Source organism: Niveispirillum cyanobacteriorum (genome assembly GCF_002868735.1).
GTDB lineage: Bacteria > Pseudomonadota > Alphaproteobacteria > Azospirillales > Azospirillaceae > Niveispirillum > Niveispirillum cyanobacteriorum.
Window position 1 is genome coordinate 99,465 of record NZ_CP025615.1, and the last position, 21,728, is coordinate 121,192.

The window sequence follows — 21,728 nt, forward strand, 5'->3', positions numbered from 1 at the left end:
CTGCCATGTTCCAGGCCGGCAAGGTTGGTTTTGTTTGGTCAGCCGGTACGAAACCCGTATACTAAATCAACTCCTTATGTGGTAACCCATCCTCGGTTATCAGAAGCCCAAGTAATGGCGATAAGCCAAATTCAGATAGAATAGCCATGAGACTGCGAAATAAAATAAGATGGCTTTACGAGGAGATGGTCGATCTATTCGATTTTATCCGCGCCTATGTGTTTTCTGTTTTTCGGCCAAACTACATCCGCCGCAAGTGGGATGGTGAGGATGTTCTGGCCAGTGCAAGGCGAGTGGCCGTTTTCAATCACTTCGACAAGCGCGGCGTGGTCCATGATTATGTCCTGCATTATCTGAGTGAATTGCGGCGTGCTGGTTTTACCATCGTCTTTACCAGCAACTCACCCCGCTTCCCCAGGGCCAGCGTGGAGCGTCTGTCGCCTCTGGTGGCGCGTATCCTTTGGCGCTCCAATGTCGGCTATGATTTCGGGGCCTTCAAGGATGGCATCGCCCAGGTCCCCGACGTGAACAGCTTGGAGATGCTGCTGGTCACGAATGACAGTATCTACGGTCCTGTGCAGGATCTGGGTGAGATTATCGGCAATGCCGATCCCGCCGAGGCCGATGTCTGGGGCATCACCGACTGCTGGTCGCGCCTTTTTCATCTGCAGAGCTATTTCGTTCTGTTCCATCCAAAGGCTCTCCAGGACAAGGCCTTCCGCCGCTTCTGGCGCTGGCTGCCCTATTTCCGGCGCAAGGAATGGGTGATCCGGTATGGGGAGATCGGGCTGACTCAGTATCTGATGAAGCATGATCTGCGGTGTCAGGCGCTCTATCCCTATCGTGCCATGGTCGCCCGGGTGTCCGGCCCGATCGAGACCTATCTGGAAAAGACCGACCCCAAGGATGATCCCATCCGCTATCGCTATCTGGAGATGATTGGCCGTTTCCTGCGCGAGGGTGTGGCCCTGAACCAGACGCATTTCTTTTGGGATGAGTTGCTGGTGACCAGCCGCTGTCCCTTCATCAAACGCGATCTTCTTCAGCGCAATCCCGTGGGCATTCCCTACCTCCAGCACTGGGAGAACTTGCTGAAGGATGTGTCATCCTATGATGCGCGCTTGATCGTGAAGCATTTGGAATATTCGATGCGCAACCGGGTTTATTGAGGCGGGAAGGCCGCCAGCAGAGCGTCATTCAGGGCTTTCGCCGGCAGGCCCGCCGGCAGCAGCAGGCCGCCACCGGCCATGCGCAGCCTTTCCGCCTGGGCACCCAGATCGAAGGCCGCCACGGGCAGGCCGGCATCCATCACATGGGTCAGCGCATAGCACCAGGTCTCCGGCCAGACAGAGGGCAGCAAGGCCGCATGCGGGCGCAGTTCCGCCAGGAGTGCGGGAGCCTCTTCCTCCTTGTAACGGCCTGTCATGAAGACCCGGCCCGTATCCGCCAGCGCGTCGTCATCCATGCTGTAGCCCAGAATCAGGAACAGCAGCGGCAGGTTCCGTTCCGCCGCATCGCGCGCGCAATCCAGCAGCAGTCCATAGCCCTTGGGCGGCCCGATGGCGCCGGGGACCACGATACGCAACGCCTCCCCCGGCCGCCGGACCGGCAGGGCTGGGGAAGGGGGGGCGGGTCGGGCTGTTTCCGCAGGTGCCACCTGGAAATGGGCCGTGGGCACATAGCGGCGCATACGGTTGGCCGTATCGTGACTAGAGCAGCCGACGGTCTGGGCACCCTGTAATACCTGCCGTGTCAGGTCGCGCCAGGCGGTCACCGAGCGGTCGATACCCAACAGATCGCCATGCGTCGCGACGCAAACCTCGCATTGGGCTGTCTCCGGCTCTCCGCAATAGTTCCAATCACCGTCCAGCAGGTTGATGCGGGGGCATATCCAGCCATAGTCATGGATATGGGCCCGGTAGGGGAACCAGCCGGCCAGTCGGGATAACAGATCGCCCGACATCTGTGCGGGATGATGCAGTTCAGCGCCGGTCACGCCCAGGTGCCGCAGATCGGCCCGCAGATCGTCCAATTCCGTCCCGGCATCATAAATCAGATTGGTCAGATGCGGCGCATCCGGGGCTTCCAGCCGTAGCGTCGGATGCCCGGCCTCCGGCTGCGCGGGGCGCAGGATCAGCACATCCTGCCCGCCCTTGCCCCTGTCCTTAACCAACTGGTCGATAAAGCGGTCGGTTCCCCCGCCCAACTGCGCGCAGAGGACCAGGGCCGGGCGCGGGGACCCTTGCCCCCCCAGTTGTGCCAGATCCAGCCGCCGGCGCGCCAGGCGCAGGGGATCGGCAGCGATGAAGGTATTGATATCAGCCTGATATCCTGGATAGCGCTGTTCCAGGATCGCCAGGGCCGCATCGATCCGGGCCTGTTTGCCCGTGCTGAAGGATGCGCTGCCGACATGGCCCACGAACAGATCCAGGGCCATACGGTGCCGCCAGCCAGCAGCAGCGGCCCGCAGGCAGAAATCATTCTCTTCGCCATAGCCCGTGCCGAAGGCGTCGGCGTCGAACCAGCCGACCCGGGCCAGACAGTCCCGCCTGATATACATGCAGAAACCGACTGCCGTCGGAATGTCCAGCACCTGCCCGGCCAGATACTGGCCCGCCAGCCGGTTCAGCGCATCGATATCGACGCTTGCCAGGGCTGTCGACGCATTGGCCGCGGGATAGGAACAGATGGTGGCGTCATTCGACCAGGGCGTGACGGTGCCTGTGTCCGCATCCCGGTGGGCGGCGGCCCGCAGGCGGCCAAGCCAGCCATCGCTGACCAGTGTATCAGCATTAAGCAGCACGACATCCCGCCCCGGATGCTGGGCCATGCCGATATTGACCGACCGCACGAAGCCCAGATTGCCGGGATTGCGGATCAGGACAAGTTTTCCGGCCGCCGCCAGCCCGTCCAGAAACCGGCTGATCCGCTCGTCAGGGCTGGCATCATCAATGGCCAGGATCCGCATCGCCGTTCCGGGGGACCGGGTCAGCAGGGCGTTGAAACAGGCCTTTGTCGCCTCAAGGTCGCCATAGACCGGCACCACAATATCGACAATACCATCATCGGTGCCAACAACCCCGGGAACCGTGACTGGTTCGCCCGTCAGTTCAAAGAACAGGCCAGGGCAAACGGCATCCGCGGGCGGATCAATGGCAAGGGCAGGCACATCCGCCACCTTGGTCGCCAGAGCGGCCAGCGCGGGACTACCCGTGGGGCGAGGGGAGATGATATGCCGCGACAGCACCCGGTCCCCGTCCCGTAACAGCAGGGTGACAGGCCGGGACGGACAGGCAAGGTCCATCGCCTGCACTATCCAGCGGGCCTTAATACCGGGTTCGACAATGGCGGTCAGACGCGGCGCCGATAACCATGACGCATCAATCGGGCCCGATACCAGATCCACCCCGTTTGCCGATACAACCGGATCGGCGATCCCGCGCAAGCCATCCGGGATCGGCAACGCGGCCAGCCGGGCCTGATCAGACGCCGCCATCCGGGACTGCACTAGCACCATTTGTCGCCAGCGCACGGTCAGTTCCCAGGTGCCGGGCGGTACCACGCAATGGATGCACCGGCCCGTCACATAGGCCAAGGGTTGGTTAGCCGACAGCGCATGCTTAATCAGGGCCTGTGCCGCATCCGGATCGGTTTCAGCATGCCATAGCAACGCCCGCATGATGTCGGCGGACAGGGGCGGGCCTTGCGCCGCCAACCCCTTTGCCGCCACGCCATGCAACGGATCCAGACGCAACGCTTCTAACAGCAGGGCCATTGTTTGTTGACGGTCACCACGCAGATGCCAGGCCGTGGCCGCAACGGCCAGATCATCGGGATGCACCGGTTCCAGTCGCGCCAGACGGATAGCCAGCAATATGGCCCGTTCATGATCCCGATCTGCCAGTGCCTTGAAAAACTGGGACCGCAGAAAGGGCCGGCCCGATAGCGCGGAAGCCGGATCGGGAGAGGGTTGAGAATCGTCAGTGCGGGGCTCAGCGTGGGACAATGGCAACCCGGACAGCGATCATAGGGTCCTGCGCCTGCGGCGACCGGCAGGGTTCCCCATCGGTCCCGGTGATTTCGCCATGGCGTAGGAACCGTGCCCCATAGACGACGCGATGGCTGTTCGCCAGGGGAGGCAGAAGGCGGAAGGCGATTCCGGCCAAGGGAGCCCCCCCAGGGTTGCCCAGGCGACCGGGGGCAGGGGTCCAATGCCCGTCAGACGAACTGGCACCAGGCACATGATATTGCAGCAGTTGACCGACAGCCGGGGTCACCTCCACCCGCAGCGCCTCGATCCAGAAAGGCTCGTCCGAAGCCGCCCATTCACCGGCGTTGAAATGCCGCTCGCCCTGCTGCTGGATATGGATATGAACACTCAGCCCCACCGCTGGGGCTGTGGTTATACGGTTCAGCCGCTTGATCTCCAGGTCCGGGCATTTCTGCAATTCGGGTCCATAGAGATAATTGGTGATCAGCAGGGGGGCAGAACCGGCCGGAACGGTGATGACGGCTTCGTCCATACCGCTCAACCAGACCACGGGAGCCAGTTCCCCCTTGGTCAGGAAGGACGGCGCTAGGGTGCCCGGCTGCGGAATTGAGGAAATCTGTACGGCTGGGAAGCCCACACCATTCACGACGCGAAGCGGCTGACCCGATGGTTTCACGGAGGCCAGATAAAGCCCCTCTGGCAGGGGAAGAACCTGTGCCGATGACCGGAACCGGTCGGACCCCGAAGCACGGTCCTGAACCGGTGCCAGACTGTTTATCGTCGACATGTCCATCATGGCCTGGGCCCTGATCAAAGAGAAGTGAACGTAACAAAAAGAAATGGCGGACAAAAGTCCGCCATTTCTATCATTCGATCATCAAGCGCGCTTACTTGATGGTGAACCAGTTGACATTGATCCCCGTGACACCGGCCAGCGTGATGGTCGAACCATCCGGCATAGTGAGGATGGTGTTGCCACCCGACACGGTCGCCCGGCTGATGATGTCCGTGAGAGACAGGCCCGCCGCAGCGATATCCGAGTAATTGGCAAGGCCTAACGTATCGCTGGCCGGGTCGAAGCCGCTGATCACGTCATTGCCGCCACCGCTGGTATAGACGAAAACATCCTTACCAGCGCCACCGACCATCGTGTCGTTGCCGACCTCACCAATCAGCACGCCGCCACCAGTGGCAGCCACGATGCTGTCGGCACCAGCACCACCGCCGAGGGTTGCCGTACCGGAGCCGCCAATCAGGGTATCTGCACCGCCGCCGCCATTGGCGACGCCAAAATCACCAAGGGTGACGCGGTCATTGCCGGTACCGGAGACAACCGTGTCATTACCGGTGCCGGTGGCGATGACCATGTTTTGCGTTGAGTTGCTGCCATCAATGAGCTGCGTACCGGCATTACCGACGATCAGAGAGGTGTTCGAACTGGCGATGAACCCGGTGACGACATTGGAACTGATGTTCTTCCCGTCAAAGATAACGCCACCCGTGTTGCTGTCAGCGACCACGTTGGTGATCGTCTTCGTGTCAGTCGTTGTCACGGCGGCGGCAGAGAGGACGGAAATGGAGTTAGGCGTAGTGTTCTCAAGCGTAATGCTCTGAACACTGGTAGCTTCGAACGTACCTACCAGAACCTTGGTTTCGCTACTGCCGCCGGGGACGGTGGAGGGTGCCGGAACTGTCACGGTCGTCGGAGCCGGCGCGGTGGCGAAGTTTGACTGCAGCAGGTTGCTGATTACGGTATTATCCGCTTGGGTCGTACCCACAGTCTCAATCGTAGTGCCGCCAGCCAACGTTGCCATCACCAACCCCCGTTTATTTCTAGAGCAGCCCTGTTCAGGCTACCTACGTCGAGAAACAAAATTTCCCAGCCGCATTCGATGTAAAGTCTTAAGAGTTGTATCATTCACCAATCCAAGGCGCAACGTGCTTAGCAGGCGCAGCATATATGCCATAAGCACTATGCCATAGGGTTTCGCGGTATGCTGACGCTCAAATCCGGACGGCTGATGCAGCGAGAGAGAGCGCCGTTGCTACGGACTGGTCTCTGCTCAGCGCAGCATCGCCCCATGCTGAGAACAGAAAAGTGGCTTCGTTATGCGCACCAAGCAGAACTAGCCGAATCAGAGTCAATTTACGAGCGTGGCTGATCGTAGCCCACGCTTCATCAGCACGAGGGGTCGTCCAAATCGCCCATAGGGCTGCTCGTACCGACTCAGCATCCTGTGCGGCCTCGATTGCAGTGAAGGCTGGGTTGATGGTAATAGGCATTCCTGCTGATATTGTGCGATGCAGCAATTCGCTTTCATTCAGCTCCCCTGAATCCTGGGGTAGCAATCCCTGCCAGAGAATATTGGGATTGTGCGTCGCCCGCAGATCATCAATGATGGCCTGCCTTAGTTCTTTCCTGAAGGAAATAGGCAGCAGCAACCCGTCCTCGCCGCCTCGCTCAATTAATGTCAGGAGGGGGGCTGCATTGGCGCCAATGCCGATTGAAGCCGTCAGGTGTAGCCGGATAGCCGCCATGGACAGCAGTTCCGTCTCTCCATCCTCAATTCCCATGGGACGAATAGCGCGCCGTAGCGAGGCACCGAGCAAGGCGGCCTGCCCTGCGTAAAACGCGGCTGCCCGGGCATCAGCTTCTGCATTATTGGCCAGCACAGCACGAAAATAGAGCAGGCCCGTGATGTTTCCCGGTAGCAGTGTAAGCCAGCTTCGGCCGTCAATCCCCGATTCGGGTAGGATCAACCCCTCCGGTCTTTCGATATCGATGCCGAATCGGGCACGCATGGAAACGGCAATCTCTGCATAGAGCGTCAATGCCTCGTCATTGCGCCCGGCATTCACCAGTTCCTTTAAGAGCCGGTAGTGCAAGCCCGACAGCAGGGGGGCCACAATGTCCGGTGTCACGATGCGCCGGCGCAGATAGTCGATATAGCGATCATCATCCAGGGCGCGCGGCGGTGGCAGGGGGATGTTGGCGGCCAGGGCGCGCAGAGTGGTGCCATGCACCTCCACCCGCACATTGGCGAAACCGGCTTCATACAGCGCCATCTCCAGCCCCTTGGCGCTGAACAGGGTCAGGTGCAGGCCGGGACTGGCAATAGGGATCAGCATGCCCGGTGTCGTGCCGGGATTGAGGGCAGCACCATTTGGGGTGGTCAGGGCCACAATGCCCTTATCCCCCACGGCGTGGCGCATGGCGGCCAGGAAGGGGGCCGGTTCGGGTATATGCTCGATTACCTCTGACGCGTAGGCGACATTAAACGGCTCTGTCAGGGGGGTGTCGCTGGTCCAGTAATCACGGGTGATATCCAGCCCCAGATAGTCGCGCCCCAGCACGGCCATGCCCGACGGATCATAACCCTTGGCCGTCCAGCCCAGCACGGTCTGGACATAATCGCTGGGAAAGCCGAAACCGCCCCCGATCTCCAGCATGCGGCCCTGGCCCGGCTCCATGAACCCCAGCGGCTCCAGCATGGAACGCAGGCCCGCCCCCTGTTCCATATAATAATGGACGAAGGTGACATCGGGTGCTTCGTCCCCACGATAATCGGCACCGGCCCGATCGGTGGAGAAGCGGGAGGCACAGGCCGGGCATTCCACGATCTGCCAATCGGCCCCGCCGGGCCCGGAATCGGGCAGCAGCAGGACCGGCGCATGCGGGCCAGCATTAGCGCAGACCGGGCAGGTTCCGGGGACGGCTTCGGTGGCATTGTCCGGCCAGATGAACTGCAAGGGTCTACTCCCGCTTCACATAAAGTCAGTCATAAATGGGCTGCGCAGCATATGGTCATAGTCTGACGGTGCAAACCAATTGTGTCTTGTGGCCCCCCCTTATGTACGCCACCTTGCGCGCCAGCACCGGATGCCAATGGACACACATGTACAAGGTACTGTTTCTGCACAACCAGTTCCCCGGGCAGTTCCTGCATCTGGCCCCGTATCTGGCCCGTCTGCCGGGAGTTCAGGTCGATGCGATGGCCAGCGATCCGGTGCGCGAACTGGCGGGTGTGACCCTGCATCGCTATAGCGTGGATGTCTCCGCTGATAACCGCCCGCACCCCTATCTGATCAAGTCGGATCAGGCCATCTGGCGGGGCCAGGCTGTGCTGGCCGCCTGTGTACTGCTGTCCCAAACCGGCTACAGGCCCAATCTGGTGATCGGCCATAATGGCTGGGGCGAGCTGCTTTATCTGAAGGATCTCTGGCCGGACGTACCTGTCATCGGCTATTGCGAGTTTTATTATCACGGGGTCGGGGTGGATGTCGGGTTCGATCCACCGGGGCCGGTCAATCTGGATATGCTGGCGCGGGTCCGCAGCCTGAATGCTCATCATCTGCTGGGGATGGCAGCCATTGACCGGGGAATCAGCCCAACCCGCTGGCAGCACGACCTGCATCCGGCGTTCCTGCACCCCAAACTGTCCGTGATCCATGATGGGATTGATACACAAACCGCCAGCCCCGGTCCCGCCCAGCCCCTGATCCTGCCGGATGGTCGGCGTCTGGAACCGGGCATGCCGTTGGTCACCTATATCGCCCGCGATCTGGAACCCTATCGCGGCTTTCCCATCATGATGCGGGCCGCCGCCCATCTGTTACGCAGCCGTCCCGATCTGCGGCTGGTGATTGCCGGCGGCGATGGGGTTTCTTACGGCACCCCCCCGCCGGACGGGGGTACTTGGCGGGCGAAGATGCTGGCCGAACTGGGCGATCAACTGCCGTTGGACCGCGTGCATTTCCTGGGCACCATCCCACATGCAGATTTCATCAATCTGATGCGCCTGTCATCGGCCCATGTTTATCTGACCTATCCGTTCGTCCTCAGTTGGTCCATGCTGGAGGCCATGGCCTGTGGGGTCAGCCTTGTGGCGTCCGATACGCCGCCCGTCAGGGAAGTGGTGGAACAAGGCCGCAACGGCATCCTGGTCCCGTTTCATGACCCGGTTGCGGTCGCGGCGGGCCTGGGGATGGCGTTGGATATCCCGCCCGGTCAGCGTCAGGCGATGCGCAATAGCGCTCGGCAGACTGTGATCGACCATTATGACCTAAACCGGGTGGCATTGCCGGCCTGGCTGACCATGCTGCATCGGGAGTTCGGGCTTCCGTATGCTTCGCCGCCGGGTTAGATCAGGAGCTGGCTTTGTCTGGAACCCATCGATGACGTCCTCTCCTGTGTCGCCTCGCTTATGGCATCGGTTGTTCAACCGGTTGTTCGGCACCCCGCACCAGCGGGGCTACCGCGCGGCTGCCCGCGCGAAGCTCACCAAAGCCGTGGCAATCTGGCACGAAGCCGCCCAGACAGGAGATGGGGATTGTCAATTGGCGCTGGCGGAGGCCTTGTGGCACGGACAGGGCACACTGCCCGATCCGGGAGCCGCCTTGCGCTGGTATGAGCAGGCCGCCCTTGCGGGCCGCCCCCTGGCCCAGGCCCGGCTCGCTGCCGCTTATGCGATGGGCGTGCCTGAGACGCATACACGGCAAGGCAAGCCTTCCTACGCCTTCACCAGGGATAGAAGCAAAGCCCGCCACTGGGCGAAGATCGCGGCCGAGCAGGGGTATGTGGACGCACAGGTTCTTCTGGCCTGGCTGTTGAGCCGTGAAGAGGAAAACGCAGCCCGTGACGTGGCCGGGGCCATCGACTGGTATGGTCGTGCCCTGGATCAGGGTAGTGCCGCTGCCATGATAGGGCTGGCAGGCCTTATTAGCGCCGGAGAGGTGCCCGACCAAGGGCCGGAGGATGCCTTCCAGCTTTACCGAAAGGCTGCGGATCAAGGATACAAGACCGCCTTCTACCATCTCGGTGTGTGCCTCCTCCAGGGAACCGGCGTGGTGGCGGATCCGAAGGAGGCCCAACGGTGGCTGCGCCGAGCGGCAGATGGCGGTATCACAGGCGCCATCCGTGTTCTGGGCCTGATCCATCTGCGCGGCCTGGCGGGGGAACCTGTGGATATGGGGCAGGCTGAGACCTGGCTGCGCCGCGCCGCGGTCAAAGGGGATACGGAAAGCATGGTGCTGCTGGCCGATCTACATGCCACCGGCAAGGCAAAGATCGCCAATCAAGCGGAAGCCATCCTCTGGTACGTGACTGCGTCCGATGCCGGATATGCGCGGGCTACGACCGCCCTGGGCAAGGCGCACTTGACCGGCCAGGGCGTGCTGATCGACCATGACCGAGCCATCGCCTTGTTCGAGCGGGTGGCGGATGAGGATCCTGAAGCCCGGTTCCAACTGGGCCTTTGCCACTTGCTGGGCAAGGGGACGCCCGTCAACCAGGCGGTGGCAGCCCAGCATCTGCTGAAGGCGTCCGAGCAGCAACATCCAGACGCTGCCTATAATTATGGAGCCCTGCTCCATAATGGCATCGGCGTGCCACAGGACCGGCAGGGCGCGCTGAATTTCTATAATGCCGCTGCCGAATTGGGCAGTGCGTCGGGCCAGTACCGTATGGCCTATGCCTATGCACTGGGCCAGGAAGTACCAGAAGATCCCGACCGCGCCATTGAACTGTTTACAGCTGCGGCAGAACAGGAACATCACATCGCGCAGGTCAATCTGGTACGGATGCTGCTTAAGCATTATCCTGACGACCGTGCGGCACTGGAGAAATGGAGGGAGAGGATTCGTATCTCGCGCCATATTAACAGCCCGGAAACAGCTACCATACTGGCGGAACTGGCATGGCGTCTAGACCAAGATGCCAAAGCGGCCTTGGCTCTGTTACGGGAATTCGTGCCCGCAAATGACCTGATGGGCCAATATGTTCGGGAGATGATCACTAGGTCCTGTTAGATGCGGTATGGATCCGACCAGACCGCGCTCAGCATCCGGGACAGGCGCTCATTGCCGTGACCGAGCTGATGGTGAGCCTCACAATTCCATCATCGTCGGTGATGTCATTGATGGCCATCCCCGCAACGTCGAACATTGAGTGTGGTAAGCCTGAGCGCATCATGCTGACCCTTATGGAAATCCCGCTCCAGAGGAATCCCGAATTTCATCAAAATTGAGTCAGAGCCACTTTTCCATGCCGGATAACACTGAGATGGAGCCCGAAGATGGCTGCCTCTGGGTTTACGGGCCCGACCAAGACCAAACGATCGCATTCACACCCTTCAGTCTGGAGAACCTCAAGGACCTGATCAAACATTACAAAGCAAATCCTCATACCCTACGCCACAGCACCCGCGGCGCTCACCGGATGCGTACTACGCATCCGGTGAGCGCCGCGGGTGCTGTGGCGATAGCTGCATAGTTGGTCTCAGTCGGCGGTTGCCTTCTGGTCTTGCCGACGTTGCTTCCATTCCCAGGGGAGCAGTTCGTGCAGGCGGGTTTGAGAGAAATCGTTGATGCGGGCCAGGACATCGGCGAGCCCCGCCTGGGGGTCGATGTCGTTGAGCTTGGCGGTGACCAGCAGGCTGTACATGAATGCGGCACGTTGGCCGCCGCGGTCGCTGCCAGCTAACATCCATGCGCGCCGGCCCAGAGCCACACCGAGCAACGCTCTTTCAGCGTAAGCGCTAATTTTGGTGCACCTTTTTTGATTGAGCGCTTTGCGGCATGAGGTGTCCACCTAACGGAGGTGGACACCAAGTGATTGAGAGTGCTGAACAGAAGCTGGTTGTCCGGCGTATTTTCCGCAACGGCCGCCGTCGATATGATCCTTCGTCGAAGGCGCGTCTCGTTGCGGAGTGCCTTTTGGCTGGTGTGTCTGTATCGCGGGTTGCGTTGGACAATGGGGTCAATGCGAACCTTTTGAGGAAATGGATCAAGGAGGCGAAGGGGACCGGTCCCGAAGGGGTGCTTTCCCCTCCCGCGTTCATCCCGGTTGTGATGGAGGAATGCAGCCTGTCTGCGGAAAAGGCTGCTGCGCGGGGTGAACTGTGTTTGGCGGGTGCCGAAAGGGCCAGACCTTTCTCCACCCCTGTGAAGGTGAGCGCGTCCTTGCCCAACGGGGTGAAGCTGACGGTCGAATGCGGTGATGAACGGACGCTGAGTGCGATGGTCGGAGCTCTGAGCCATGTTCCGGCTGTCCGCTGACGTTCAGGTCTACCTGCACCGCGACCCGATCGACTTCAGGGCCGGCATCAACAGCCTTGCGGTGCGGGTACAGGAGACGATGGGTCTGGATCCTTTTGCCTGTGGGGTGTTTGCGTTCTGCAATCGCCGTCGGGATCGGCTGAAGCTGCTGTTTTTTGACCGGTCGGGCTTTGTGCTGGTCCTCAAACAGTTGAGCGAGGACAAGTTTCGCTGGCCCCGGCGTCACGATAGGGTGGTGCGGCTGACGGCGGAGCAGATGCACTGGATTCTCGATGGCATCGACATCGATGCCATGGTGCGCCATCCTGTACGGCACTATCAGGTCGCTGGTTGAGGGCTCCTGGCATTCGCCGGTTGACAGGGTCGGGCGGTTCAGATTCAAGAATCTGATGAAAAGCACCGGCACCCCGACTGTTGAAGAACTGATGGCGCAGTTGGCGGCCAGTGCCGCCGCCATTGCGGCGTTGACGGCGGAGAAAGAAGCCCTCTCGCAGCGCGTCGTCAAACTCGAGGAGGAGCTGGCGCTGGCGCGGCTGCATCGGTTTGCGCCTCGCAGCGAAAAGCGTGCTGACCGGATATTCAATGAAGCCGAGCAGGTTGGGGTCGAGGAGAAGGCGGACGGCGACGAGGACACCGCTGTTGACCTGCCGGACACCGGATTGCCACCAGCCGGCGATGTGGAGGGCAGGAAGCGTGGCCGCAAGCCGCTGCCGGAAAACCTGCCGCGTGAACGCGTCGAGTATGACCTGACCGACGATCAGAAGGGCTGCCCGTGCTGTCATGGCCGGATGCATCGTATGGGCGAGACCGTCACCGAACAGCTCCATATCGAGGTGAAGGCGAAGGTCCTTGAAAATGTCCGGTTCAAATATGCGTGCCGCCATTGCGAGCGCACCGGGATCACCACGCCGGTGGTGACGGCATCGATGCCGGCACAGCCATTGCCGGGCAGTATTGCCACGGCCTCGACGCTGGCATTCGCCCTGGTTCATAAATATGTCGATGGCACGCCGCTCTACCGGTTAGCGCAAACCTTTGAGCGGGCGGGCGTTCCGGTCAGCAGGGGTGCCCTGGGGCATTGGGTGATCGGCGCCAGCGAGCGGCATCTGTCCCGCCTTTATGACGCGCTGAAACTGCGGCTGCGATCGCAGCCGCTCATTCATGGTGATGAGACGAATGTCCAGGTGCTGAAGGAAAAGGACAAGGAAGCTACCAGCACATCCTACATGTGGGCTTATCGCAGCGGCGAGGACAGTGACGAGCCGATCGTGTTGCTCGACTATCAACCGGGCCGCGGCCAGATCTACCCACAGGCATTTCTCGGGCCGTATCGCGGCATCCTGATGAGCGACGGCTATGCCGCCTGGCTACGCTGACGGGGGCCACCCACCTGGGCTGTGTGGCCCATGCAAGACGGCGCTTTATCGATGCCCTCAAGGCACGACCCAAACCCGGTGGGCCGCCGGAGCAGGCGCTGAAATTCTTCGAGAAGCTCTACAGCGTCGAAAGGCAGGCGCAAAACGAAAGGCCGGACAAGAGCGAAACCCAGGCAGACTGGATGCACCGGTTCCGTCGGCAGCACAGCATCCCCGTCCTGAATGCCCTCAAGGAATGGCTCGACGCCATCGCCCCAAAGGTCCTGCCGGATACCAAGCTCGGCGATGCCGTCTCCTATGCCCTGAACCAATGGCAATATCTGACGCGCTACACCGACGACGGCCGAATGCCGATCGACAACAACCTTCTGGAACGCGACATCAGGATCTTTGCCACTGGCAGAAAGAACTGGTTGTTCAGCGACACCGTCGAGGGCGCCAGGGCCAGCGCCGTCGTCTATAGCCTGATGCTGACCTGCCGGGCTTGCGGCGTCGAGCCCTTAGCCTAGTTGCGACATGTTCTCACCGAACTGCCTCAGCGCGCCACCCAAGCCGACATCAACGATCTGCTGCCATTTAATTTCGTCAAAACCCAGGCCGCCTGACCAAGCCGGGCGCCAGACCGGGCATCAACGTGCCGAGAAATGAGCGCTTACCTTTCAGCGGCATTGTTGTCAGGCAGATACGACCATCCGTCAGGAATCTGGCGAACCATTCCCAGCTAGTCAGCATATAGTCCAGCGCCTTTGCCACGGTGGCATACCGGGACATTGTAGCACGCTGCTGGCGCATCCGGCTTTCCAATTCATCGACCAGCGGCTTAGCCCGGATTATGCACCGCGGTGGTAATTTTGGTTGGCGGGTGTAGAACAAGCCATTGATTGGGTTTAGGATTCAGTCGCCAAACACAAATCCGCCCGATCCAAGGACGCAGCACCCGCCATGAGAGAGATACGCCGTTGCTGCCCGGCCTGTCACCCGTTTCAGGCAAGGCCGTTGAGGCCTGTTTTACGGGGGCAGCCTGTCGTCCGATGCTGGGGTGCTGACGCTGCTGCGCGAGATCGATATGCGGCTCCAGGTGGCGGCACGGCTGGTGGACATCATCCGTTTCCGCCTCCTGATGATCACCTGCGGCTATGAGGATGGCATCGACGCCGACAGCCACTATGCTGCACCAGAAATGTTCAACCTCTGCCGGGCCTCGGGCGTGGATTTCATCCTCGGGCTGGCCACCAACGCCACCCTGCGTGCCCATGTCGTCCCGCTGGAGGCCAGCACCAGGGCACGGGCGACGGGATCGGACAAGGTCCGGCGCTTCACCGAGTTCCATAATGCCGCCCGCAGCTGGCGCTGGGTCGAGCGCATCATCGCCCGTGTCGAGGCGGGGCCGCAGGGCGTGGACACCCGCTTCATCGTCACCAGCCTGACCGGTGGGCGGGCCAAGTGGCTCTATGAACAGGTCTATTGCCGCCGGGGCGTGGCCGAGAACCATATCAAAAGCTGGAAAAACCATCTCGCCGCCGACTGCACCAGCTGCACCCGTGCCACCGCCAACCAGATGCGCCTGATGCTGCATGCCGGTGCCTATTGGCTGATGTGGGGCCTGCGCTCCCTCATGCCCCGCCGATCCCCGGCGCACCGCCCATCCACGCCGGATACCGATCCGTCACTGGAACCGCCCGTCTCTACGGCACATCAGCCTGGAACGCCATCCAGGCCTTGATCGCCGGCACCTTCGCTGTCGCTTGATCGACGGGGGGGCCACCACGTGAGCAATTACCGTCAGAGAGCTGCTGAACTGGTCCCCTGAGTAGACGGAACCCGTCATTGTCGAGCTATGGCGCTTCGGTCCAGATGTAGTCGTCGCCTGATGACCTCACTAGAGGGAGCGACTGTCAGGAGATAACCATCTCTGGCACATTATTTTATCAAACCTGGGTACATCCACGAAAAATCTTGAGATTGGGCTAAGTGTATGTAAATTAAATTTGTCGGAAGCTTGTTGGCACCAAAGGAAAAAGCTCGAATATGAGCACTATCACCATCGTCATGGACAATGGTGTATGCGCGGTACTCCATACTACGTAGGAATCTATCCACACCTTCTGCGCCATTGGTTTCAAGAAAGATTATGGGGCGGTGGCGCCATAAAGTCCTTTCTAGTCCGCGAAGGACCGATAGTTCATGCCCTTCAACATCTATTTTCACGGCTTCGGGCTTCAGATTGAAACGATCACCTTCACCAAATGCCAAGCGCTGTCGCAGGAAGGCGCGCGCCCGATCATGATGATTTTTGTTTATCCACTCGTCCAGCATCGCCCCAGGTGCGAAGCGATTTATATCCATTGTAGACAGTGGTGTGACTAATAATCTGTCGATGACAGGGGTTAATAGATCTGCAAATTCATCACGATCTGATAAGCCAAATGGCATTGGGAAAAATTTATCAATTCTCGCCGATGATAAAATTGAGAAGCAGAAAGGATTAGGCTCAAAGGAAAAAATGGTCGCACTACCATTTAGAGAACGAAAACTATTTGCGCTTTGCCCGCAATTCGCCCCAATATCGACAAAACATTTAATGTGGTGCATATTTTTAAATATGTTGAAGTCTTTTTCATGTATCTTTCCCGGAGAAAGTGTATCGGAGATCCAGTCGCATTGATACGGATTAACGACATCGATTATTCCGCCCCAATGTCTCATCATGTGCGTGGGTGAATCCCACCCTGCCAGATCAGCTAAACTTACTTCCTGAATGTCGATTTCCATAATCTTCCCCAAAATGTCTCAGGATATCGCCTTCATTATATCCGCAGACGCCTACTGCCGCAACTATTGGCGCCCTGGATTCTGTTTAACATTCTATGAGTGTTCGATACGTCCGAAGGGTACGCATCTGGTGATGCCTTTCAATTACCCATATCTCTTGCCCTGATTGAATCTGCCATGATCCCTTGTCTGGCACCGAATCATAGCCCGGATTATGCACCGCGGTCGTGACTGTGCTGCCACGGTGTTGCGGTTGTTCTGCACAGGGTTGTGCGGTCACAGCCCGTCCTTCCCGCCGCTTGGCGAGTTTCCGGGTGATGGTTTTGGGGTTGGGCGGGACGGGTTTGGGCTGGGCCCGCTGCCCTTCGGATCAGGTGACGAGGCGGGTTGTTCTGGTCAGGACCATGGCGAGCACGGGCTGGACGGTGCATGCGGTTGGCAGATGGAGGCGCAGCCTGGTTTTCAGCTCGATGATGCGGGCGACGATTTTCAGCAGGCGCAGGGTATCGACTGCGCCACCCGCCAGGACGAGCGCTTCGGCATCAGCGCGCGCAGGCTCCACATTAACGTACGCGTCTGGTGTGAGCCGCCTTGTGTTTGGTGGTCTGTAGCTGGGAGTCTTTGCGTAAGCGCGATAGCGCGGACGCAAACGAGTGGCAAACGTGATGGCTTATCAGCGGCTGGAGGTTTTGACGGGTACGGAGCGTCGTCGGCTGTGGTCGGACGCGGAGAAGGTCCAACTGGTGGAGGCGGCGTTCAGGCCGGGCATCGTGGTCAAGGATGTTGCCCGACGGTTCGGGGTCCATGAGAGCCTGCTATACCGGTGGCGCCGACAATTGGGCGCATCGGCTTCGACGGTCGACAGTCCGGTTGCGGCGTTCGCGCCGGTCCAGCTTGCGCCTGTGGATGAGCCGATGGCCATGCCGGTCGTGGAGACGGCGATGCCGGCCCCCAGCCCACCCACGGCATCGGTTGCGGAGATCTCGGTGCGGCTGCGCGGGTCGGTGGATCTGGCGCTGGCCAGGGCGGTGATCCGGGCGGCCGGAGGGGTGGGATGATCCCGATCCCGCCGGGGGTGCATGTATGGCTGGCGACGGGCCGGACGGACATGCGCAAGGGTTTCGACAGCCTCGCCCAGCAGGTCCAGGAGATCCTGGGACACGATCCCCATGGCGGTCACCTGTTCGTCTTTCGTGGCCGCCGCGGCGACCTGGTGAAGGTCATCTGGCATGACGGGGTGGGCATGTCTTTGTATGTCAAGCGGCTGGAACGGGGGTGGTTCATCTGGCCGGCCCCCAGCGGCGGTTGTGTAGCAATATCCGGTCCGCAGTTCGCGTATTTGTTCGAAGGCATTCAGGAATATCCCCTCTGCTGAGTCTGATGAATCATCGTTTGAGGAGGTCCAGGTTCTGGATCCTCGGCATCCCCTCTATGGAAAATCATTTCGAGTAGTTCGGCGGCTGCCTCGTCGAGGCGGTAATTTTCAGCCGTCATGTGAAGTCGAATATTATAAAGGAACAACACTGATAATATCTATTGCAGCAACAGAATACCTGCATGACAAAAGCGATCAAACAAAATTGAGTATTGAGGCGTTACTTGATATTATCAATGTGTCAGACTGTATTCATGACAGCAAATGCGAATCCGAAGGACCTCTGGAAACAACTACCGTCGTCCCTCCGACGGCAGATTGTCGACGATGTCGCAGCGGTTCTGACGGAGGTTCTGCGTGATGTCAGAGCTGATCAAACCCACCCATCTGGCACGTAAGGCGGTCGTCTATATCCGACAGTCGACGCCTCACCAGGTGGTGAGCAATCAGGAAAGTCTGCGGCTGCAGTACGCGTTGCGGCAACGCGCTCGCGATCTCGGATGGCATGAGGCCGACATAGATGTGATCGACGCCGATCTCGGCCTGAGTGGGGCGTCCGCTACACAACGGGGTGGGTTCAAGGAACTGGTCGGGCGGGTTGGCCTCAGCGAGGTTGGGCTTATCCTGTCGATCGACGTCACGCGGCTTGCCCGCAACTGTTCTGATTGGTATCCGCTCCTGGATATCTGCGGACTCCGCGGTTGTCTGATTGCCGACCGGGACGGTGTTTATGATCCGGGTAGCCCGAATGGCCGCTTGCTGCTCGGGCTCAAGGGGACGATATCCGAACTCGAACTGCACACGATCCGCAGCCGCCTTACGGCAGGGCTTCTTGCCAAGGCCGCACGCGGCGAGTTGGCGCTCAACCTGCCGGTCGGTCTTGTACGCGATCCAAGCGGAGTGGTGACCAAGGATCCGAACATTGAAGTGCAGGAACGGCTCGAACGCGTATTCGATACATTCCTGAAATTCCGGACCGTGGCAAAGGTCATGCGTGTGTTCAATCAACGCAACCTCGACCTCCCCCGTCGTGACCGCCATGGTGACTTACGCTGGACACGGGCAACAATCTCAGCCATCGCCAAGATACTCGGAAATCCCGCTTATGCTGGCGCGTTCGTTTACGGACGGACCCGCACGTGCCATGGCACATGCGAAAGTGGGTTACCATCCAAGGCCCCAAGACCAATCGATCAATGGCGGATCGTCGTGAAGGATCGTTACCCAGCTTACATTGACTGGCCGACTTATGAAAAAATCCGCACCATTGTCGCAGACAATCGGGCCGAATACATGCGCACCAAGACAAGAGGGGCTCCCCGCGACGGCGAGTTACTGCTGCACGGCATCGCTTGGTGCGCAAGGTGCGGACACAAGATGTATGTCCGTTACAAGGGGGGTGGCGAGTATGTGTGCAACCACCTTCGTACACATGAGGGGCTACCCACCTGTCAGCATGTCCGGGCGCCAAAGGTGGATGCGGCGGTGGCTGAGGCATTCTTGACCGCCCTGGCCCCAGCAGAACTCGACGCCCTGTCACGCGCCGGCCGGGCCCAGCATCAACTCGATACGGCGCTGCGCACCAGTGCCGAGCATCAGCTCGAACGCAAGCGGTACGCCGCAGCCCTTGCCGAGCGGCAATTCAACCGGGTTGATCCAGACAACCGCCTTGTCGCGGGCGAGCTGGAACGCCGGTGGGAAGCGGCGCTGATAGAGGTTAGGACCGCCGAAGAAGCGCTTGCCCGGCAATCCGCTCTCCATTCCCTACCGCAAAGGGTGATCGGTAAGGATCTCGGCGACAAGGTGATTGCCCTGGCTGGCCGCCTGCCGCAGATCTGGGCAGATCCCACAACCACGGACGCCCAACGCAAGGCGCTGTTGCGCTGTCTCGTCGATAAAGTCGCACTCGACCGAGGTCAACGTGACGTCGTTCTTGTCAGGATCGTGTGGCGAGGTGGCGCTATCAGCGATCTGATGGTCAAAATGAAGGTGAACTCCGTCGCCAAGCTCAGCCAGGGCCAGGAAATGCGCGGCCGCGTACTTGACCTCGCTCGCGCCGGTGCCCTCGATGACGATATCGCCGCGACCCTGACAGCCGAAGGGCATCGTTCGCCCAATTGCGAAGATAGGGTGCTACCCATCACCGTTCAGCGGCTCCGGCTTGCCGCAGGCATGAAGGTTGCCGCACAACGGACGCGCTGGACGCATGATGTCGGTAACCTCAGCGCAACTGAACTGGCCGATGTACTGGGCATTCCGGTAAACTGGCTCTATGTCCAGATCCGGAAGGAACGTCTGCTCATTGATCGCCAGCCCAATGGCGCATACCTGTTCCAGAATACACCGGACGTCATTCAGGCGGTTCGCGAATTATGGAATCACTCCGTCAACCAGCTCGATCTGAGAATCTGTCAGCCTCACCAGGAGGGGCATCAACATGCGTGATCGCTGGAGGGAATCGACTGGCGGCTGCCGCAGCACACGGCCCGGCCCGAACGGGCGGGCTGAAAAGCTGCAGACAAGAGGGCGTGGGCATGATTCAATACCCCCATGTCCAGCCCCAATCCGTCCGCCCCCACTGCCGACAATCTGCCCGCCGATCTGGCGGCGGCCCATGCGCTGATCCTGGCATTGCAGGGGGAGTTGGCGACGGCGCGCCAACAGGCCGGCGAACGGGCGATCGAGATCGAACGGCTGCGTTTGGCCCTGGCCAAGGCCCGGCGGGAGCTTTACGGCCAATCCTCCGAGCGGGGCCGGCTTCTGGTGGAGCAGTTGGAACTGCAACTGGAGGAGTTGGAGGAGACCAGCGCCGAGAATGAGGTGGCCGGCGAACTCAGCACGCCCGCCCCCACCCTTGCCGTCACACCAAGCCGGCCCGGCGACCGCTGCCGGAGGCGCTGCCCCGGGAGCGGATCGTGCATCCCAGGCCTTGTGTCTGCGACCGCTGCGGCGGCGATGCCTTACGCAAGATCGGCGAGGATGTGCTGGAAAGCCTGGAATGCGAACCCCGCCGCTGGAAGGTGGTGGAGCATGTGCGGGAGAAGTTCGCCTGCCGGTCCTGCGAGACGGTGAGCCAGACGCCGGCCCCCTCCCATCCGATCCGGCGGGGGCGGGCCGGACCCAACCTGCTGGCCATGGTGCTGGCCGGGAAATATGCCCAGCACCTGCCGCTGCACCGGCAGAGTGCCGCCTATGCCCGGGAAGGGGGCGACCTGGACGTTTCCACTCTGGCCGACTGGGTCGGCGCGGCGGCGGCAACCCTGGCCCCGCTGGTGGCGGCGATACGCACCTATGTTCTGGCGGCTGATCGTCTCCATGGCGATGACACGCCGGTGCCGGTTCTGGCCAAGAGCCTGCCCCGGACCCGATCCGGGGGCAAGGTCGCCACCGGCCGACTATGGGTCTATGTGCGGGATGATCGGCCGTTCGGCGGCAGCGATCCACCCGCCGCGCTCTACCATTATGCCCGCACCCGTGCCGGCGAGCATCCGCAGCGCCACCTAGCCGGCTGGGCCGGGATATTCCAGGCCGATGCCTATAGCGGCTATGCCAGCCTCTACGACCCCGCCCGCAAGCCCGGTCCCCTCCTGGAGGCCGGATGCTGGAGCCATGTCCGCCGCCGGTTCTTTGATCTGGCCAAGGATGGCAAATCACCCCTGGCAGCCGAGGCCGTAAAGCGCATCGACGCGTTGTTCGCCATCGAGCGCACCATCAACGGCCGCGCCATCGCGGAACGGACCGAAACCCGCCGGGATAAAAGCCGGCCCCTGATCGACGATCTGGAGCGATGGCTGCGCAGCAGCCGTGTCCGTCTGTCGCCCAAGTCGGATCCCGCAAAGGCCATGGACTATGCCCTGAACCGTTGGCAAGCGATGACCCGGTTCCTGGAGGACGGACGCATCTGCATGTCGAACAATGCCGCCGAACGCGCCCTGCGCGGCATCGCCGTCGGACGCCGGAATTGGACCTTCTGCGGCTCCGATGCCGGCGGCGACAGGGCCGCCGCCATCTACACCCTCATCGAGACCGCAAAGCTCAACGACGTCGATCCCCAAGCCTGGCTCGCCGACACCCTCGCCCGCATCCACGACCATCCCGCAAAGGCCATCGCAGACCTCTTGCCATGGAACTGGAAGGCAAAGCCCTGAATGGGCCTACG

General features: G+C 60.7%; 15 protein-coding genes and 5 pseudogenes. 12 read left to right on the forward strand and 8 right to left on the reverse strand.

The window, feature by feature from the left end; all coding sequences use genetic code 11:
- Positions 1-146 precede the first annotated feature (146 nt).
- Positions 147-1,169 carry a rhamnan synthesis F family protein gene (locus C0V82_RS26390; protein ID WP_102115442.1) on the forward strand — a complete coding sequence of 341 codons (1,023 nt, stop codon included), beginning with the start codon at positions 147-149 and terminating at the stop codon, positions 1,167-1,169.
- Here the strand turns inward: C0V82_RS26390 and C0V82_RS26395 are convergent.
- The 4 genes from C0V82_RS26395 to C0V82_RS26410 all read right to left on the reverse strand — a co-directional run bounded on the left by C0V82_RS26395 (position 1,163) and on the right by C0V82_RS26410 (position 7,741).
- Positions 1,163-3,874, reverse strand: coding sequence for a glycosyltransferase (locus tag C0V82_RS26395; protein WP_102115443.1), 2,712 nt, complete (start codon positions 3,872-3,874; stop codon positions 1,163-1,165). The two genes, C0V82_RS26390 and C0V82_RS26395, sit on opposite strands and share 7 nt — an antisense overlap.
- A gap of 118 nt (positions 3,875-3,992) precedes the next feature.
- On the reverse strand, positions 3,993-4,778 hold the full coding sequence (locus tag C0V82_RS26400) for a hypothetical protein (RefSeq protein ID WP_158660255.1): 786 nt from the start codon (positions 4,776-4,778) through the stop codon (positions 3,993-3,995).
- Positions 4,779-4,878: 100 nt separating this feature from the next.
- Positions 4,879-5,805 carry a calcium-binding protein gene (locus C0V82_RS26405; RefSeq protein ID WP_102115445.1) on the reverse strand — a complete coding sequence of 309 codons (927 nt, stop codon included), beginning with the start codon at positions 5,803-5,805 and terminating at the stop codon, positions 4,879-4,881.
- Between the two features lie 190 nt (positions 5,806-5,995).
- Positions 5,996-7,741 carry a class I SAM-dependent methyltransferase gene (locus tag C0V82_RS26410; protein WP_102115446.1) on the reverse strand — a complete coding sequence of 582 codons (1,746 nt, stop codon included), beginning with the start codon at positions 7,739-7,741 and terminating at the stop codon, positions 5,996-5,998.
- A gap of 146 nt (positions 7,742-7,887) precedes the next feature.
- Between C0V82_RS26410 and C0V82_RS26415 the strand changes: the two genes are divergently transcribed.
- Genes C0V82_RS26415 through C0V82_RS27190 form a run of 3 tightly spaced genes read left to right on the forward strand, consistent with a single transcriptional unit; the run spans position 7,888 to position 11,016 of the window.
- Positions 7,888-9,135: a glycosyltransferase family 4 protein gene (locus tag C0V82_RS26415; RefSeq protein ID WP_102115447.1), complete on the forward strand. Its 1,248-nt coding sequence runs from the start codon at positions 7,888-7,890 to the stop codon at positions 9,133-9,135.
- Between the two features lie 31 nt (positions 9,136-9,166).
- The gene (locus C0V82_RS26420) at positions 9,167-10,798 is read left to right on the forward strand and encodes a tetratricopeptide repeat protein (protein ID WP_158660256.1); all 1,632 of its coding nucleotides are present in this window, start codon (positions 9,167-9,169) and stop codon (positions 10,796-10,798) included.
- Positions 10,799-10,854: 56 nt separating this feature from the next.
- On the forward strand, positions 10,855-11,016 hold the full coding sequence (locus tag C0V82_RS27190; RefSeq protein WP_158660257.1) for a hypothetical protein: 162 nt from the start codon (positions 10,855-10,857) through the stop codon (positions 11,014-11,016).
- 251 nt (positions 11,017-11,267) lie between these two features.
- On the opposite strand, the pseudogene C0V82_RS26430 reads toward C0V82_RS27190, so the two are convergent.
- A pseudogene (locus C0V82_RS26430) lies at positions 11,268-11,519 on the reverse strand (transposase domain-containing protein); the annotation flags it as partial.
- An 80-nt stretch (positions 11,520-11,599) separates the two neighbouring features.
- Between C0V82_RS26430 and tnpA (C0V82_RS26435) the strand changes: the two are divergent.
- The 3 genes and pseudogenes from tnpA (C0V82_RS26435) to tnpC (C0V82_RS26445) all read left to right on the forward strand — a co-directional run bounded on the left by tnpA (C0V82_RS26435) (position 11,600) and on the right by tnpC (C0V82_RS26445) (position 14,027).
- The gene (gene tnpA / locus C0V82_RS26435) at positions 11,600-12,046 is read left to right on the forward strand and encodes an IS66-like element accessory protein TnpA (RefSeq protein WP_211108015.1); all 447 of its coding nucleotides are present in this window, start codon (positions 11,600-11,602) and stop codon (positions 12,044-12,046) included.
- Positions 12,027-12,380: an IS66 family insertion sequence element accessory protein TnpB gene (gene tnpB / locus C0V82_RS26440; protein ID WP_102115451.1), complete on the forward strand. Its 354-nt coding sequence runs from the start codon at positions 12,027-12,029 to the stop codon at positions 12,378-12,380. Before tnpA (C0V82_RS26435) ends, tnpB (C0V82_RS26440) begins: the two co-directional genes overlap by 20 nt.
- 55 nt (positions 12,381-12,435) lie before the next feature.
- Positions 12,436-14,027: pseudogene (gene tnpC, locus C0V82_RS26445) on the forward strand (IS66 family transposase).
- A gap of 50 nt (positions 14,028-14,077) precedes the next feature.
- Here tnpC (C0V82_RS26445) and C0V82_RS26450 read toward each other — a convergent pair.
- Positions 14,078-14,241: pseudogene (locus C0V82_RS26450) on the reverse strand (IS66 family transposase); the annotation flags it as partial.
- Positions 14,242-14,488: 247 nt separating this feature from the next.
- Between C0V82_RS26450 and C0V82_RS26455 the strand changes: the two are divergent.
- A pseudogene (locus C0V82_RS26455) lies at positions 14,489-15,052 on the forward strand (transposase); the annotation flags it as partial.
- A gap of 290 nt (positions 15,053-15,342) precedes the next feature.
- On the opposite strand, the gene C0V82_RS26460 reads toward C0V82_RS26455, so the two are convergent.
- Both C0V82_RS26460 and C0V82_RS26465 read right to left on the reverse strand, forming a co-directional pair.
- Positions 15,343-16,194 (reverse strand): FkbM family methyltransferase, encoded by an 852-nt coding sequence (locus tag C0V82_RS26460; protein ID WP_158660259.1) that lies wholly within the window; start codon positions 16,192-16,194, stop codon positions 15,343-15,345.
- 370 nt (positions 16,195-16,564) lie between these two features.
- A pseudogene (locus C0V82_RS26465) lies at positions 16,565-16,761 on the reverse strand (transposase); the annotation flags it as partial.
- Between the two features lie 86 nt (positions 16,762-16,847).
- Between C0V82_RS26465 and tnpA (C0V82_RS26470) the strand changes: the two are divergent.
- The 4 genes from tnpA (C0V82_RS26470) to tnpC (C0V82_RS26485) all read left to right on the forward strand — a co-directional run bounded on the left by tnpA (C0V82_RS26470) (position 16,848) and on the right by tnpC (C0V82_RS26485) (position 21,717).
- Positions 16,848-17,252: an IS66-like element accessory protein TnpA gene (gene tnpA / locus C0V82_RS26470; RefSeq protein ID WP_211100523.1), complete on the forward strand. Its 405-nt coding sequence runs from the start codon at positions 16,848-16,850 to the stop codon at positions 17,250-17,252.
- Positions 17,249-17,569 (forward strand): IS66 family insertion sequence element accessory protein TnpB, encoded by a 321-nt coding sequence (gene tnpB / locus C0V82_RS26475; protein WP_102115454.1) that lies wholly within the window; start codon positions 17,249-17,251, stop codon positions 17,567-17,569. The genes tnpA (C0V82_RS26470) and tnpB (C0V82_RS26475) overlap by 4 nt, the downstream gene beginning before the upstream one ends.
- 357 nt (positions 17,570-17,926) lie before the next feature.
- Positions 17,927-20,014: a recombinase family protein gene (locus tag C0V82_RS26480; RefSeq protein WP_102115455.1), complete on the forward strand. Its 2,088-nt coding sequence runs from the start codon at positions 17,927-17,929 to the stop codon at positions 20,012-20,014.
- Positions 20,015-20,119: 105 nt separating this feature from the next.
- Positions 20,120-21,717 (forward strand): IS66 family transposase gene (gene tnpC, locus C0V82_RS26485; protein ID WP_370466059.1). Its coding sequence is split into 2 segments (ribosomal slippage): positions 20,120-20,426 and positions 20,426-21,717, totalling 1,599 coding nucleotides; the frame shifts between segments, so codons are not numbered across the junction.
- Positions 21,718-21,728 lie beyond the last annotated feature (11 nt).